12 protein-coding genes and 1 riboswitch are annotated in these 14,488 nt (G+C 68.3%); of the genes, 6 read left to right on the forward strand and 6 right to left on the reverse strand.

The window, feature by feature from the left end:
• Nucleotides 1-174: 174 nt before the first annotated feature.
• Entirely contained in the window at nucleotides 175-1,434 is a 1,260-nt protein-coding gene (locus QM708_RS02160) for an alpha-hydroxy-acid oxidizing protein (protein ID WP_415103942.1), read from the reverse strand.
• A gap of 200 nt (nucleotides 1,435-1,634) precedes the next feature.
• Here QM708_RS02160 and mgrA point away from each other — a divergent pair, with 200 nt between their 5' ends.
• Entirely contained in the window at nucleotides 1,635-2,681 is a 1,047-nt protein-coding gene (gene mgrA, locus QM708_RS02165; RefSeq protein ID WP_415103944.1) for an L-glyceraldehyde 3-phosphate reductase, read from the forward strand.
• Nucleotides 2,682-2,783: 102 nt separating this feature from the next.
• Nucleotides 2,784-5,978, forward strand: coding sequence for a tetratricopeptide repeat protein (locus QM708_RS02170; protein ID WP_415103946.1), 3,195 nt, complete (start codon nucleotides 2,784-2,786; stop codon nucleotides 5,976-5,978).
• A 39-nt stretch (nucleotides 5,979-6,017) separates the two neighbouring features.
• On the opposite strand, the gene QM708_RS02175 is transcribed toward QM708_RS02170, so the two are convergent.
• From QM708_RS02175 to QM708_RS02195, 5 genes are all read right to left on the reverse strand, one after another.
• Nucleotides 6,018-6,323: a thiamine-binding protein gene (locus QM708_RS02175; protein ID WP_415103948.1), complete on the reverse strand. Its 306-nt coding sequence runs from the start codon at nucleotides 6,321-6,323 to the stop codon at nucleotides 6,018-6,020.
• Complete coding sequence (locus QM708_RS02180) at nucleotides 6,320-7,180, reverse strand: hydroxyethylthiazole kinase (protein WP_415103950.1); 861 nt, start codon at nucleotides 7,178-7,180, stop codon at nucleotides 6,320-6,322. Before QM708_RS02180 ends, QM708_RS02175 begins: the two co-directional genes overlap by 4 nt.
• Nucleotides 7,174-7,285, reverse strand: a riboswitch (TPP riboswitch). (Overlaps the previous gene by 7 nt.)
• A gap of 329 nt (nucleotides 7,286-7,614) precedes the next feature.
• A complete protein-coding gene (locus QM708_RS02185) occupies nucleotides 7,615-8,172 on the reverse strand; it encodes a maleylpyruvate isomerase family mycothiol-dependent enzyme (protein ID WP_415111229.1) in 558 nt (185 codons plus the stop codon).
• Between the two features lie 41 nt (nucleotides 8,173-8,213).
• A complete protein-coding gene (locus tag QM708_RS02190; protein ID WP_415103952.1) occupies nucleotides 8,214-8,717 on the reverse strand; it encodes a phosphoribosyltransferase in 504 nt (167 codons plus the stop codon).
• Nucleotides 8,718-8,776: 59 nt separating this feature from the next.
• A complete protein-coding gene (locus QM708_RS02195) occupies nucleotides 8,777-9,949 on the reverse strand; it encodes an MFS transporter (protein ID WP_415103954.1) in 1,173 nt (390 codons plus the stop codon).
• A 159-nt stretch (nucleotides 9,950-10,108) separates the two neighbouring features.
• Between QM708_RS02195 and QM708_RS02200 the strand changes: the two genes are divergently transcribed.
• The 4 genes from QM708_RS02200 to QM708_RS02215 are packed head-to-tail and all read left to right on the forward strand — an operon-like array spanning nucleotide 10,109 to nucleotide 14,451.
• Nucleotides 10,109-11,617: an MmgE/PrpD family protein gene (locus QM708_RS02200; protein ID WP_415103956.1), complete on the forward strand. Its 1,509-nt coding sequence runs from the start codon at nucleotides 10,109-10,111 to the stop codon at nucleotides 11,615-11,617.
• A gap of 9 nt (nucleotides 11,618-11,626) precedes the next feature.
• Nucleotides 11,627-12,526 carry a methylisocitrate lyase gene (gene prpB / locus QM708_RS02205; RefSeq protein ID WP_415103958.1) on the forward strand — a complete coding sequence of 300 codons (900 nt, stop codon included), beginning with the start codon at nucleotides 11,627-11,629 and terminating at the stop codon, nucleotides 12,524-12,526.
• A 52-nt stretch (nucleotides 12,527-12,578) separates the two neighbouring features.
• Nucleotides 12,579-13,121, forward strand: coding sequence for a sigma-70 family RNA polymerase sigma factor (locus tag QM708_RS02210; protein ID WP_415103960.1), 543 nt, complete (start codon nucleotides 12,579-12,581; stop codon nucleotides 13,119-13,121).
• Nucleotides 13,114-14,451, forward strand: coding sequence for a hypothetical protein (locus QM708_RS02215; protein ID WP_415103962.1), 1,338 nt, complete (start codon nucleotides 13,114-13,116; stop codon nucleotides 14,449-14,451). Before QM708_RS02210 ends, QM708_RS02215 begins: the two co-directional genes overlap by 8 nt.
• Nucleotides 14,452-14,488 lie beyond the last annotated feature (37 nt).

Consider the following 14,488-nt stretch of genomic DNA (forward strand, 5'->3'; position numbering starts at 1 on the left):
TTCTTCTCCTATCGAGCGCGTCCACGGGACTCCGCCGCCGGGATGCGTTTTTTCCGGATTCCCGCAACTCTCCTGGAATCACGGCGGCGGCAGGCACGGCGGGCCGCGTCCTCTTGCACCACCGGCCCAAGAACCGGGAGCGCGGTCGAGCAAGCAGCCCTCGGACGAACCGGCTCAGCTGATCCCGGCTGCCTGCTTCGCCGCCTCGCCGACCGGCACCAGCCGGGTGAGTTGGGTGACGTGGCGCGGCTCGAGTTCCTGCAGCGACGAGACGCCGAGCAGCTTCATCGTGCGCTCGATCTCCGAGCGGAGGATATCGATCGTGCGGGTGACACCCGCGTGCCCGCCCGCCATCAGGCCGTAGAGGTAAGCCCGGCCGATCAGGGTGAACTTCGCGCCGAGCGCGACCGAGGCGACGATGTCGGCGCCGTTCATGATCCCGGTGTCGATCATGATCGTCGCGTCCTTGCCCACCTCACGCACCACCTCGGGCAGGAGCCGGAAGGGGATCGGCGCGCGGTCGAGCTGACGTCCGCCATGGTTCGAGAGAATGATGCCGTCGACGCCGTGGTCGACCAGGCGCACCGAGTCGGCGACGTTCTGCACACCCTTGATCACGATCTTGCCGGGCCACATCTGGCGAATGATCGCGAGATCGTCGTAGCTGATGGTCGGGTCCATCGCCGAGTCGAGCAGTTCGCCGACGGTGCCGCCGGTGCTGGACAGCGAGGCGAACTCGAGGGTGGGTGTGGTCAGGAAGTCGATCCACCACCACGGCCGGGGAATCGCGTCGATGATGGTGCCGAGGGTGAGCTGCGGCGGGATCGAGAACCCATTGCGCTTGTCACGCAGGCGCGCCCCGGCGACCGGAGTGTCGACGGTGAACATCAAGGTGTCGAAGCCGGCCCGGGCGGCGCGCTCGACCAGGCCGTAGGAGATCTCGCGCTGGCGCATCACATACAGCTGGAACCAGTTGCGTCCGTGCGGGTTGGCCGCCTTCACGTCCTCGATCGACGTGGTGCCGAGCGTGGAAAGCGTGAACGGAATGCCCGCCTCGCCGGCCGCCGTCGCGCCCGCGATCTCCCCCTCGGTCTGCATCAGGCGGGTGAAGCCGGTGGGGGCGATACCGAAGGGCATCGCGCTGCGCCCGCCGAGGATCTCGGTCGAGGTGTCGACGTTGGCCGCCGGGCGGAGGATGTCGGGGTTGAACTCGATGTCTTCGAACGCCTGGCGCGCCCGGGTGAGCGACAGCTCGTACTCCGCCGAACCATCGGTGTAGTCGAAGGCGGCCTTGGGCGTGCGGCGCTTCGCGATCGTGCGCAGATCGTAGATGGTGAGGGCGGCGTCAAGCCGGCGCTTCCTCGCGTTGAGTTCGGGCTTCTTGAACTGCATCAGCTCGAGCAGTTCCGCCGGATTCGGGAGTTGACGCTTCACTGGGTACCCCTTCGAGACACACGATCGGACCAAATAGAGCATATTTTGCTACCCTAAATCCGTCAACGTCGGCCCGTACTAAAACACCTTGTCGAACAGAGAAAGCGCCGCACAACAGCCACACGCGGACGCGCGGGTCGCCGCGTCGGCGTCCGACTCACGGTAGCGTCGGAGCATACGCGCAACCGAGGAGGACTCCCGTGACCTGGCAGCCAGCAGACACCCGCTACGACACGATGCAGTACCGGCGCGTCGGTGCGCGCGGCCTCACGTTGCCCGCCGTCAGCCTCGGGCTGTGGCACAACTTCGGCGACGATGTGCCGTTCGAACGGCAGCGCGCGATCCTGAGGACCGCGTTCGACCACGGCGTCACCCACTTCGACCTGGCCAACAACTACGGCCCGCCCGCCGGTTCGGCCGAGATCAACTTCGGACGCCATCTGCGCGAGTCCTTCGCCGGGTTGCGCGACGAACTGGTCATCTCGTCGAAGGCCGGCTGGGACATGTGGCCCGGCCCGTACGGCGATGTCGGCGGATCGCGCAAGTACCTGATCGCCAGCTGCGACCAGTCCCTGAAGCGGATGGGCCTCGACTACGTCGACATCTTCTACCACCACCGCCCCGACCCCGGCACTCCCCTGGAGGAGACGATGGGCGCGCTCGACCACATCGTCCGCTCCGGCCGGGCGCTGTATGTGGGCATCTCGTCCTACTCCCCCGAACTGACCGCGCAGGCGGCGGCGATCCTCAACGATCTGGGGACGCCGCTGCTGATCCATCAGCCGTCCTACTCGATGCTGAACCGCTGGATCGAGACCACCGGCCTGCTCTCCACGCTCGCCGATGTGGGTGCGGGCTGCATCGCGTTCTCCCCGCTCGCCCAGGGCATGCTCACCGACCGCTACCTGAACGGCATCCCTGAGGGTTCGCGGGCCAGCCAGCCCAAGTCGCTGGGACGCAACCTGCTCAGCGACGAGGCCCTCAGCCACATCCGGGCACTCAACGACATCGCCGCCGACCGCGGCCAGTCGCTCGCCCAAATGGCCCTCGCCTGGGCGCTGCGCCACGAAGGACTCACCTCGGTGCTGATCGGCGCCAGCCGTCCCGAGCAGTTGCTCGACAACCTGGGAGCCCTCGACAACCTGATCTTCACCGACGCCGAACTCTCCGCGATCGACGAACACGCCATCGACGGCGGCATCGACCTATGGCGAGGCGCCCGCGAATCAGTGCGCCCGGTCGTGTAATAGGGAAGGATCGAGGCAGTTCAGGCGGACTGACGGACGGATCGTGGATCGATATCGTCCGTCAGTCTCTTGAAGTAGCGCGCAGCGGGGAGGACGACAGAGGTGGCTCGATCATCCAAGAGCAGCTGGTGGGTTCTCGCCGGCTACGCGATCGGAGTCGTCCTGTTCCTCGGACTCGGGAGCGTCTCGCTGGGAGCCGAGTGGACGGTTCCCGAGGGCTGGCCCTTGGCCGGGACGTCGGTGACGCTGGCCCTCTTCGCCGCCGCTGCGATCCCGTTCGCACTTGGGCTACTGCAGGCCGGCGTCACCCGACGCCGCGATCGCGCAGAAGCGGCAGCGCAGGCAATCAAGGACTTCCGCTCCCACCTGCATCCGCTCAGCGCCAGCTTTCACCCCCAGCCACGGGCGGACTCGGCAGCACCAAGGCCCGCAAGGGATCCGAATGTTCGGGCGGACGGCGTCCGGCCCGACGACGATGCGCAGCGCGCAAAGATCGACCTCGACCAGGCGTTGTACCGACTCGCGCCTTACTGGGGACGTTCCACGCTTCACCACCAGTTGGATGAGGCACGTGCTCACCCAGGTGTGAACGTCGTCTTGCTCACCGGCGCCGTCTGGACGGGCAAGACCCGTTTGCTCACCGAGTGGGCATCTGGCGTCGCGGAGAAGGAGGACGTGATCGCCGGATGGCTTCCCGGCTCCGCCGACACGGGCAACGCTCCGATAGCAGCCATCGTGAACGAGGCCATCGCACTCGATCGGCCCGTCGTCCTGCTCCAACAGGGCAGTGATGCGGACGCCGTGGCGGCACTGTCTGCCCTGGCCAATACGACCGCCCCGGTCACGTTGGTGATCGAGCGACGCAGCGCCGCACCGCTTCGCGAGCGTGCTGAGAGGGCTTCCCCGGCGGTGCAGCACTTGCTCGATGGCGCGCACACCATCACCATTGCCAGCCCCGGTTCACCATCCGATTTCGAGCATCGCTACGGCGAGATGGTGCACGCGTACCTCAACGCGGTCAACGGGAAGCCAGCAACCGGGCCACGTCCGCGTTCGATGCGCACATGGTCGAACGAACCGATCGGCTTGGTGAGTGCGCTGGCCATGATTCATGCCCTCGAAGGGCCATCCAGCACCAAGCTCAGCACGCGCGAATCACTGGCCCACTACTGGGTGAGACTCACCCAGGACTGGAGGAAAGCGCCTCAACCGGACTCCGGCTACGGGTTGCCGAAGCTCAGCCCTCAACAACTCGAGGATGCCCTCGCGCTCACCGCGATCATCGGTGACGCCACCGAAGCCCTTCACCCCAACAAGCACACCAAGGAGCTTGCCAAGCTGGGCTGGTTCGAGGACCTGACCACCCACCAGGCTCAGCAACTGGCTTCGTGGGCACGAGAGACCCTCAGCACGCCGGCGTCACTCTCCGCAACCCTGGCGGCCATCGCCGCCGCCGAAGCCTGGACGCCCGAACGCATCCGGGCACTCGGCACCGCGATTCGTTCGGGGTCGGAACGCGGCCTCATCGAGGCCATCAGGCAGTGCGTCATCGCAGGGGAGTTCTTCGGCGCCCCACGGCTGCTCTCTTGTCTGACCCCGTCCACGGGCAAGCAGATCCGCTCTCTCGTCTCGCTCGTGGGCGAAACCTCCGACACGTCCCGATTCGATCTCTTCCTCATCGGAGTCATCAACTCGGCGCGGGAGTCGCTTAGCGCGAAGCAGGTCAATCGCCTGCTCGAGATGGCCATGCTTGATCGGTTGCCACGCAGCCACATAGCCCTGCTGGAACTCCAACTCGAATTCACTCCTGAGGAACAGACCGAGGATCGAGCAAGCCGGACATACGACCTCAGCATCCGTCTCTCCTACCTCGGCGAATACCGGCAAGCACTCCCCCACGCCCAGGAAGCCGTCAACCTTCACCGAGACCTCGCCGACGACAACCCCACCCGCCACAACCCCAACCTCGCGAACTCGCTCACCAACCTCAGCAACCGTCTCGGCAACCTCGGCGAATACCGGCAAGCACTCCCCCACATCCAAGAAGCCGTCAACCTTCACCGAGACCTCGCCGACGACAACCCCACCCGCCACAACCCCAACCTCGCGAACTCGCTCACCAACCTCAGCAACTGTCTCGGCAACCTCGGCGAATACCGGCAAGCACTCCCCCACGCCCAGGAAGCCGTCAACCTTCACCGAGACCTCGCCGACGACAACCCCACCCGCCACAACCCCAACCTCGCGAACTCGCTCACCAACCTCAGCAACCGTCTCGGCAACCTCGGCGAATACCGGCAAGCACTCCCCCACGCCCAGGAAGCCGTCAACCTTCACCGAGACCTCGCCGACGACAACCCCACCCGCCACAACCCCGACCTCGCGAACTCGCTCACCAACCTCAGCAACCACCTCTTCTACCTCGGCGAACACCGGCAAGCACTCCCCCACATCCAAGAAGCCGTCAACCTCTACCGAGACCTCGCCGACGACAACCCCACCCGCCACAACCCCAACCTCGCGAACTCGCTCACCAACCTCAGCAACCACCTCTTCTACCTCGGCGAACACCGGCAAGCACTCCCCCACATCCAAGAAGCCGTCAACCTCTACCGAGACCTCGCCGACGACAACCCCACCCGCCACAACCCCAACCTCGCGAACTCGCTCAACACCCTCAGCAACCACCTCTTCTACCTCGGCGAACACCGGCAAGCACTCCCCCACATCCAAGAAGCCGTCAACCTTCACCGAGCCCTCGCCGACGACAACCCCACCCGCCACAACCCCAACCTCGCGAACTCGCTCAACACCCTCAGCAACCACCTCTTCTACCTCGGCGAACACCGGCAAGCACTCCCCCACATCCAAGAAGCCGTCAACCTTCACCGAGACCTCGCCGACGACAACCCCACCCGCCACAACCCCAACCTCGCGAACTCGCTCCACAACCTCAGCAACCGTCTCGGCAACCTCGGCGAATACCGGCAAGCACTCCCCCACGCCCAGGAAGCCGTCAACCTTCACCGAGACCTCGCCGACGACAACCCCACCCGCCACAACCCCAACCTCGCGAACTCGCTCACCAACCTCAGCAACCGTCTCGCCAACCTCGGCGAATACCGGCAAGCACTCGTCGCTGCCGAAGAAGCGCTCACGCTCTACCAAATCCTGGCCAACGAGGATGTGGCTCGATTCGGCTCATCCTTCAAGAAAGCGGAACGCCGTGCCGATGACCTGCGCCAGAAGCTCCGTGAGACCGAGGACGACTCCGACCCGGCAGACGATGGACCATGATTGGGCTTCCCAAACCGGCTGTGACGTCGGGTACGACGCTCAGGACTGAGTCCCCAGCGCGTCGTCGACCTTCTTGATCTTGTCGTTGATCATGTTGGTGAAGCCGGGGCGGACGTCGGCCTTCAGCACCACCTCGGTGCGGATGCCCTTCTGGGCGAGCACGAAGGTGGCGTCCTTGACGACCTTCATCACCTCGTCCCACTCACCTTCGATCTCGGTGAACATCGAGGTGGTCCGGTTCGGTAGGCCCGATTCCCGGATGACCCGGATCACCTCGGTGACCTCGGCGGCCAACTCGTCCCCGACCCCGAACGGTGCGATGGCGACGGCGATCAACGTGTTCATGACAGAACCTCCTCGATTTCGAACGGATTGTCGGCGATGTCCTCGGCGGACGCCTGGTACAGCTCATTCAGGAACTCGGTCTGGAACTGCGCCGGCGCCTCGGACCGCGCGCCCGCGCGGCGTCCGGCCAGGTTGTAGACGGCCGTTCCAGTGAGCGCGGCGATGAAGGGGCCGGACGCCGTCGCGTAGACGGCCGTCACGCCGCCCAGCGAGCAGCCGGCTCCGGTGATCTTCGTCATGAAATGCGAACCGCCGAAGGAGCGGACGACGACGGTCCCGTCGGTGACCAGATCGGTCTCGCCGGACACCGCGACCGCACCACCGGTCCAGCGCGCGAGCGCGACCGCGGCCACGGTGGCGGAGGTAACCGAGTCCACCGAATCGACGCCACGGACGCGCGAGGCGTCCTCGCCGTCCAGCTGCCACAGGCCGGCCAGAGCGATGATCTCCGAGGCATTGCCCCTGATCACCGACGGTTTGTACAGCTTGAACTGCGACAGGGCGGCGGTGCGCAGGCGTCCGATGCCGACGGCAACCGGGTCCAGCACCCAGGGTTTGGCGTGCTCGTGCAACACCCGGGCCACATGTGGCAGCGTCTCCTCGTAGATGGGCAGCAACCCGCCGACGTTGACGTAGAAGGCTCCGCCCATCAACGCCAGCGCCTCGGCCTCGTCGGGCAGGTAGACCATGGCGGCCGATCCTCCGACGGCCAGTTGCGCGTTGGCCACCAGGTTGATGGTGATCGTGTTCGTGATCGACGGCACCATCGGATGGGTGGCCTTCACGGCGGTCACCGCCTCGACGATGGCGCGCCGGATCTCCTCGGTCTTGTCGCTGGTGGTGTGCACGTTACTCACGTCGCCCTCGCTTCCTTCGCCGGCATAACCCGGACAGGTTCGGACGGTATTGGGCGGCCTCAGCCCTCTCTCAGCCCCTGCCGAGGGGCTCCCGTGGATTCGTGAGTCACCCTAGACCCACGCCAAGGGGCTACACCAGCCCAGACTCGGGTCGCGAGGCCGTCGCGCGCCAAGGCGTCGAGGTTCCGGGCTTCGGTTCACTCACGAGAGCCCTGCCTCCGGGGTGGGACCAAGAAATTGTCGTTATCAGACGGGTGGCCGGCCGGTTCTGAAGGCCGGACCAAGACATGGTCGTTATGAAGGGTGCTGACCGGGCGCATAACGACCATTTCCTAGCCCGCACCGGTTTTGGAGCGGATGACCCCGCTGAAAACGACAGTTTCTTGGTCCGAAGCCGCCCCAGTCCGTGTCCACGCGGCTCACGTCGGGAGCGATCATCCAGCGTCGACAACGATGTCTGCGTGCTCGGCGCCTCGATAGGTCCACACCAGCAGTTCGAGCACCGTTCCGGTCACGGTCGGCGCGCGTTCGCCGGGCACGACCTGTGCCGATTCGCCCGTGTCGGCGCGCACCAGGACGAGGCCTTGCTGGCGGCGTCCGTGCAACTGGCGGGCCGCGACCTGCACCCGCGACCACAGCACCTCCGCCGTGGCGGCATCCGGCGCGCAGGCCGACAGGGCGTTGGCGCGCAGCAGGTCTTCGGTGTGCACCACGTACTCGCCGAGGTGGTGGCCCCAGCGCGATCCGGGTAGGTCGATCACCGGCGGTAGCCAGGGCCGCCGGCCCGCCAGCGAATCCAGTGCAGCGTCATAACCGGCCGCCGTCGCCCGCGCCATCCGCCGGTCGGTCAGCGAGGCCAAGGCGGGGATCGCGATCCCCGGCCACGCCAGCGGATCGTCGCGCAAGACCAGCAGGTGCCCGACCAGATCGCGGGCCGTCCAGCCTTCGCACAGCGTCGGGGCGTCCTGGCCTACCCGGCGCGCGGCGTCCACGAACCGGTCGCGCGCGGCCTCGACGCGCTGCCAGTCGGCGGTCAGCGGGACGCCTGCACCGGCGGTTCGGCCGACCACGGGAAGACGATCCATTCGGCGGTGTGCTTCCACACGTAGTCGGGCTCGATTTCGGAGGACGGTTTGCCGTACAGGACGACCGAGCGGGCCTCGGCGCCCATCTCGCGCAGCAGCTTCAGCACGAGCGCGAGGGTGCGCCCGGAGTCGGCGACGTCGTCGACCACCAGCAGCCGGCGTCCGCGCAGGGCGTCGCGGTCGAGCAGCGGCGCCAGCAGCACCGGGTCGGGCAGGGTCTCATCCACGTCGGTGTAGAACTCGACATTGATGGCGTCGGCGAGCTTGAGGCCGAGCGCGTAGGCGAGGCTGCCGGCGAGCAACAGGCCGCCGCGGGCGACCGCGATCACGATCTCGGGGTCGTAGTCGCTGTCGGCGATCGTCTGGGCAAGCTCGCGGCCGGCATCGCCGAACCCCTGCCAGGTGAGCACTTCCTTGGTGATCAGGTCTGCTGAGTCCGCGTGGTAGGCCATGGGCGTCAGCCTAGTGCCGTGACGCCACCTCACCGCCAGCGCACCGACCTCGGATGCCGCTAGAGGTCGTCGCGGATCATGAACTGCGCGAACGCCGCCGTACCGAGCAGGCCGATGCCGGTCACCACGAAGATGCCGGCGGTTCCGGTCGCGGTGGTCACCAGGGTCAGCACGCCCGGCACCACGGATTGCCCGAACCGGTTGCCGACCAGCCGCACCGCCAGCCAGGTCGAGGTGGCCCCCTTCGGCGCGGCCAGCGTGACCAGCGTCATCGACAACGGCTGCCCCACCCCCAGGCAGAAGCCAGCCACCACCATCGCGCCGCCGAGGACGCCCGGATGCACCGGCATCGCCAGCACCCCCACCGCGACCCCCGCGATCACACTCGAGACGACCACCAGGCGGCGGCGTCCGAACAGGCCGGTGAGCGTCGCCAGACCGATCCGCGACACCATGGTCGCGCCGGCACGCATGGTCAGCAGCAGGCCGATCACCCACGACTCGATGCCCCGCTCCACGCCGAGGGCCGGCATATAGACCTGGATCAGGTCGATCGCGGCCAGCACCAGCGTGCTCAGCAGGATCGCGCCCAGCATGGTCCGGCCCTTGCCCGGCTCCAGGTGCAGCGATCCCGATGCCCCGGACGCCGCCGCGGCGGACGGCGTCCGGCTGGCCAGCGGACGCATCCAGACGGTGACGGCCACCAGTGCCACGCACAGCGAGGTGTAGACGGCGAGCAGCGCGAACGTGTCGGGGATGATCGCCTGCCCGCCGACACCGGCCAGCAGCAGCGGTGCGGCGGCCTGTCCGAGCGAGCCGACGAAGGTGTAGGTGCCGAACGCGGTGTCGAGCCCGCGGCGTCCGGCGCGCGCCACCACGCTCTGCTGGCCGATCACGCACAGCAGGTGCCCGAAGCCGATCACGGCATTCCAGATCAGCAGCGCCCACAGTGATCCCGAGAACACCAGCAGGCCGACGCCGCCGAGCACCATCGCGACGCCACCGATCATCAAGGTGGCGAACTCGCGGCCGCGGTCGGTCCAGCGCCCGACCGGCACGGCGACGATCAGCGGCACGAGCGCGAAACTGGCCGCGATCAGGCCGACCAGGCCCGGCGACAGGCCGAGTTCCATCGCCCGGTAGGCGGACGTCGGGCGCACCACATAGGCCGCGCCTTGCAGCAGGAAAGCATGGATGAGCAGGGGCAATGCCCGCCCGACCGCAGCATTCACGAAGTAGAACCTCACTCTCCGCGTCGTGGGGCGCGGCCATCTCTCATCATCGCACGGGACGCCTCCGGGCGCGGGTGTTTCCGGTCCTCGGCGGTAGGCTCGCGGGTTGGCGACGTCGCCGCGACGGGCACCGCCCACACGAGATCAGGAGGAGTGCCGATGCAGACCTATGAAGTTCGCGCGCACCGCAGCGAAGAGGACCTACCCACCTCCGAACAGCTGGCATGGCGGATCGCCGAGGTGGCCGCCGATCCGGTCGCGGTGCCGGAGGAGACCGCCGCGATGATCGTCAACCGGGTGCTCGACAACGCCGGCGTCGCGGCCGCGTCGCTGCGGCGTCCGGCACCGACCGCGGCTCGCGATCAGGCCCTCGCCCACCCACCGAGCCGGGGCGGTGGGGGCGCGACCGTGATGGGGGTGGACGCCGGCGTCCGCACCAGCCCCGAGTGGGCGGCGTGGGCCAATGGGGTCGCGGTGCGCGAACTCGACTTTCACGACACCTTCCTGGCCGCCGACTACAGCCATCCCGGCGACAACATCCCGCCGCTGGTCGCGGTCGCGCAGCATGTGGGGGCGTCCGGTGCCGACCTGGTCCGCGGGCTGGCGACCGCCTACGAGGTGCATATCGACCTGGTGCGCGCGATCAGCCTGCACGCGCACAAGATCGACCACATCGCCCACCTCGGTCCGGCCACCGCGGCCGGACTAGGCACGATGCTGAACCTGGACGCCGCCACCATCTATCAGGCGATCGGGCAGGCCTTGCATGTGACGACGCAGACCCGGCAGTCCCGCAAGGGCGCGATCTCGTCGTGGAAGGCGTACGCGCCCGCATTCGCCGGCAAGGCCGCGATCGAGGCCGTGGACCGGGCGATGCGTGGCGAGACGAGTCCGTCGCCGATCTACGAGGGCGAGGACGGCGTGATCGCCCAGTTGCTCGACGGCTTCGAGGGGCGCTACCAGGTGCCGCTGCCGGCATCCGGTGAGCCCAAGCGGGCCATCGCGGCCAGCTACACCAAGGAGCATTCGGCCGAATACCAGGCCCAGGCCTGGATCGACCTGGCCCGCCGGTTGCGCCACGCACACCCCGAAGTCGCCGACCCCGGGCAGGTGGCGTCGATCGTGGTGCACACCTCGCACCACACTCATTTCGTGATCGGCTCGGGCGCGAACGATCCGCAGAAATACGATCCGCAGGCGTCCCGGGAGACCCTCGACCATTCGCTGCCCTACATCCTGGCCGTCGCGCTGCAGGACGGCGGCTGGCACCACGAGGCGTCCTATGCCCGGCAGCGGGCCACCCGCCCCGACACCGTCGCGCTGTGGCGCACGATCAGCACCGTCGAGGATCCCGCCTGGACGGCCGCCTATCACGCGGGCGCCGGATCCTACGGCGGCCGGATCGTGGTCACCCTCGCCGACGGCCGCGAGCTCGTCGACGAGATCGCCGTGGCGGACGCCCACCCCGCGGGCGCGCGGCCGTTCGGGCGCGCGGAGTATCTGGCCAAGTTCCGTTCGCTGGCCGTCGGGGTGCTCGGCGAGGCCGAAACCGAACGGTTCGCCGCGCTGGCGTTGCGGTTGCCCGATCTGGACGCCGCGGGCGTCCGTGCGCTCACCTTCACCGCGCCCGGGCCGCTGCCGGTCGCGCCCACGCCCGGACTGTTCTGAGGAGGCCTGATGCTGTACTCCGGGATCACTCCCGCCGACAAGCGGCGCGCCTTCCGTGAGCGGCTCGCCTCGGGCGAGCTGTTGCGGATGCCGGGCGCGTTCAACCCCTTGTCGGCCCGGCTGATCGAGCGGCGCGGCTTCGACGGCGTCTACATTTCGGGGGCGGTGATCAGCGCCGATCTGGGCCTGCCCGACGTGGGCCTGACCACGCTCACCGAGGTCGCCGCCCGCGCCCGGCAGATCGCGCGCGTCACCGATCTGCCCGCGCTGGTGGACGCCGACACCGGCTTCGGTGAGCCGATGAACGCCGCCCGCACCGTGCAGGAACTCGAGGACGCCGGCGTGGCCGGCCTGCACCTGGAGGACCAGGTCAACCCGAAACGATGCGGCCACCTGGACGGCAAGCAGGTCGTCGCGACCGAGGTCGCCGTCCGGCGAGTGCGCGCCGCGGTCGAGGCGCGCCGCGACCCGAACTTCCTGATCATGGCGCGCACCGACGCCCGCGCCACCGATGGTCTGGACGCCGCGATCAACCGCGCGCGCCGGCTGGTGGACGCCGGCGCGGACGCGATCTTCCCCGAAGCCCTGCGCGATCTCGGCGAGTTCGAGTGGGTGCGCCGGGCGCTGGACGTGCCGATCCTGGCGAACATGACCGAGTTCGGCCAAAGCGACCTGTTCACCGTTGACCAGTTGCGCGACGTGGGCGTCAACCTGGTGATCTGGCCGGTCTCACTGTTGCGGCTGGCGATGGGGGCCGCCGATCGCGCCCTCACCCTGCTGGATGCCGAGGGTTCGTTGACGGACGCCGTCGGCGAGATGCAGCACCGCCGCGACCTGTACGACCTGATCGACTACGCGTCCTACACCCGCTTCGACACCGACATCTTCGACTTCACCGTGCCCGACTGACTTTTCTTCGGTCTGCCTGCAACGAATCACCCGTCTGGTGAATCGTGTGGGTATGAGGAGCGAACCGGCATCGGAGGTCCCGGCCCGCCCGGGGACGTCCGGCGTCGCGCCGTTCGCCGACTATGTGCGGGAGCGGTCGGACGGCCTGGTGCGGATGGCGTGCCTGGTCACCCGCGATTGGGAGGAGGCCCGGGACGCCGTCCAGGACGCCCTCGCCAACCTCTACCCGCGCTGGGACCAGATCACCCCCGAACACCGGGACGCCTACGTGCACCGCTCGGTGACCAACGCCTGCCTGATCCGGCTGCGGCGGCTGCGCCGGGTGAAGCCCGTCGCCGAACCGTATGCGCTGCCCGGGGTACGGGCGGCGTCCGACCAGACCGAGGCGCTCGCGCTCGCCGACGAAGCCTGGCGGCTGTGCGGCGACCTACCGCCGATCCAGCGGGCCGCGGTCGTGCTGCGTTTCTACCGCGACCTGTCGTTCGCCGAGGTCGGGGCCGCCTTGGGCTGCCCCGAGTCCACGGCACGCTCCCACGTTCATCGCGCGCTCGTCGCGCTGCGCACACGCCACCTGGAAGGAGATCACCATGGATGAGTTCGAGGACGCCTTCCGCACCGGCCTGCGCCGCATCAACGATCTGGACTCCCCCGTCCCGTCCCTCGACGCGGAATCGCTGACGGCCGCGCCCGTGCCGGCCCGCGGGCGGTGGCGGCGCACCTGGCTGACCGCGGCCGTCTTCGTCGTGGTTGCGGGGGTCGCCATCGGCAGTTGGATCGTTTCCCGCAGCCCCTATCGGGCGGTACCGGCCGGGCCTCCGGCCACCGAGACGACACCGACACCTACCGTCGCACCGAACGTCCCGGCCACGAGGACGTGGACGAAGATCGCCGCCGGTCCGCTGTCCCCGCGCTGGGAGGCGTCCGGTGTGTGGGTGGACGGCCGCTTCCTGGTGGTGGGCGGCCACGACGACTTCATGTGCCCGCCGAACGCCGACTGCATCCTCCCCGAACTGCTCACCGACGGAGCCCGCTACGACCCGGCAACCGACACCTGGACCACCATCGCCCCCATGCCCTGGCCGGTGATCGTCCAGTCGACGGCGTCGGTCGGCACCTCCGCCTACTTCTCCGGCTGGCGGCCTGGCAATTCGGAGCAGGGCTGGCTGGTCCGCTACGACACGACGACCGATCAGTGGTCGACCCACGCCCTGCCGGGCCCGGCAGGTCAACTGATCGCGGCTGGAGACCGAGTGCTGGTGATCGCGAACACGAATGGGGCCAACATGGGGCACGACCTGGTCTTCGACTCGGTCACAGGCACGTTCACCCCGCTTCCCGACGACCCGATCGGCGGTCACAGTCGCGGTGCGGTCTGGCTCGGCGACCGGCTGCTGCTGGCAGCCATTTCAGGGACGGGAGGCCGCGTCGAGGGAGCGCCCGTGGCCCGGCTGGCCGAATTGGACGGCACCCTGACCACCTGGCGCGATCTCGGCCCAACCGAGGTGATCGGCTGGAATCCGGTATTCGCCCGCGACCGTGTGGTGTGGCCGGGGGTCGGCTCCGCCGATGGCGGCGAGAACCGCAACTGGGGACGGTCCTACCCCTACGGCCGCATCCTCGACCCGAGCACCGGAGCCTGGACGAACCTGCCCACGCTCGGCGACCAGGGAGGACTCCCGCTGACGAGCCCGCACGGTGGCCTCAACGGGAGCATCTATCCACTGGTCGTAGCAGGCCATGTCTCCGTCAACGGACACCTGCTCGACCCGGTGACGCTGGAATGGACGACCGTCCCGCACCTACCCGGTGGCGAACGTCCCGGCGCGGCCTTCTTCGACAGCCCGGACGCCATCCTCACCTGGGGTGGAGGCGACTACGGCTCCCCCACCGCGGACGGCTACCTGCTGCGCGTCGCGCCGTCCTGACCGGATGCCGGAAACGTCACAGGAATCTGCCACCTGA

Source organism: Propioniciclava sp., from assembly GCF_047602245.1.
In the GTDB taxonomy this organism is placed as follows: domain Bacteria; phylum Actinomycetota; class Actinomycetes; order Propionibacteriales; family Propionibacteriaceae; genus Propioniciclava.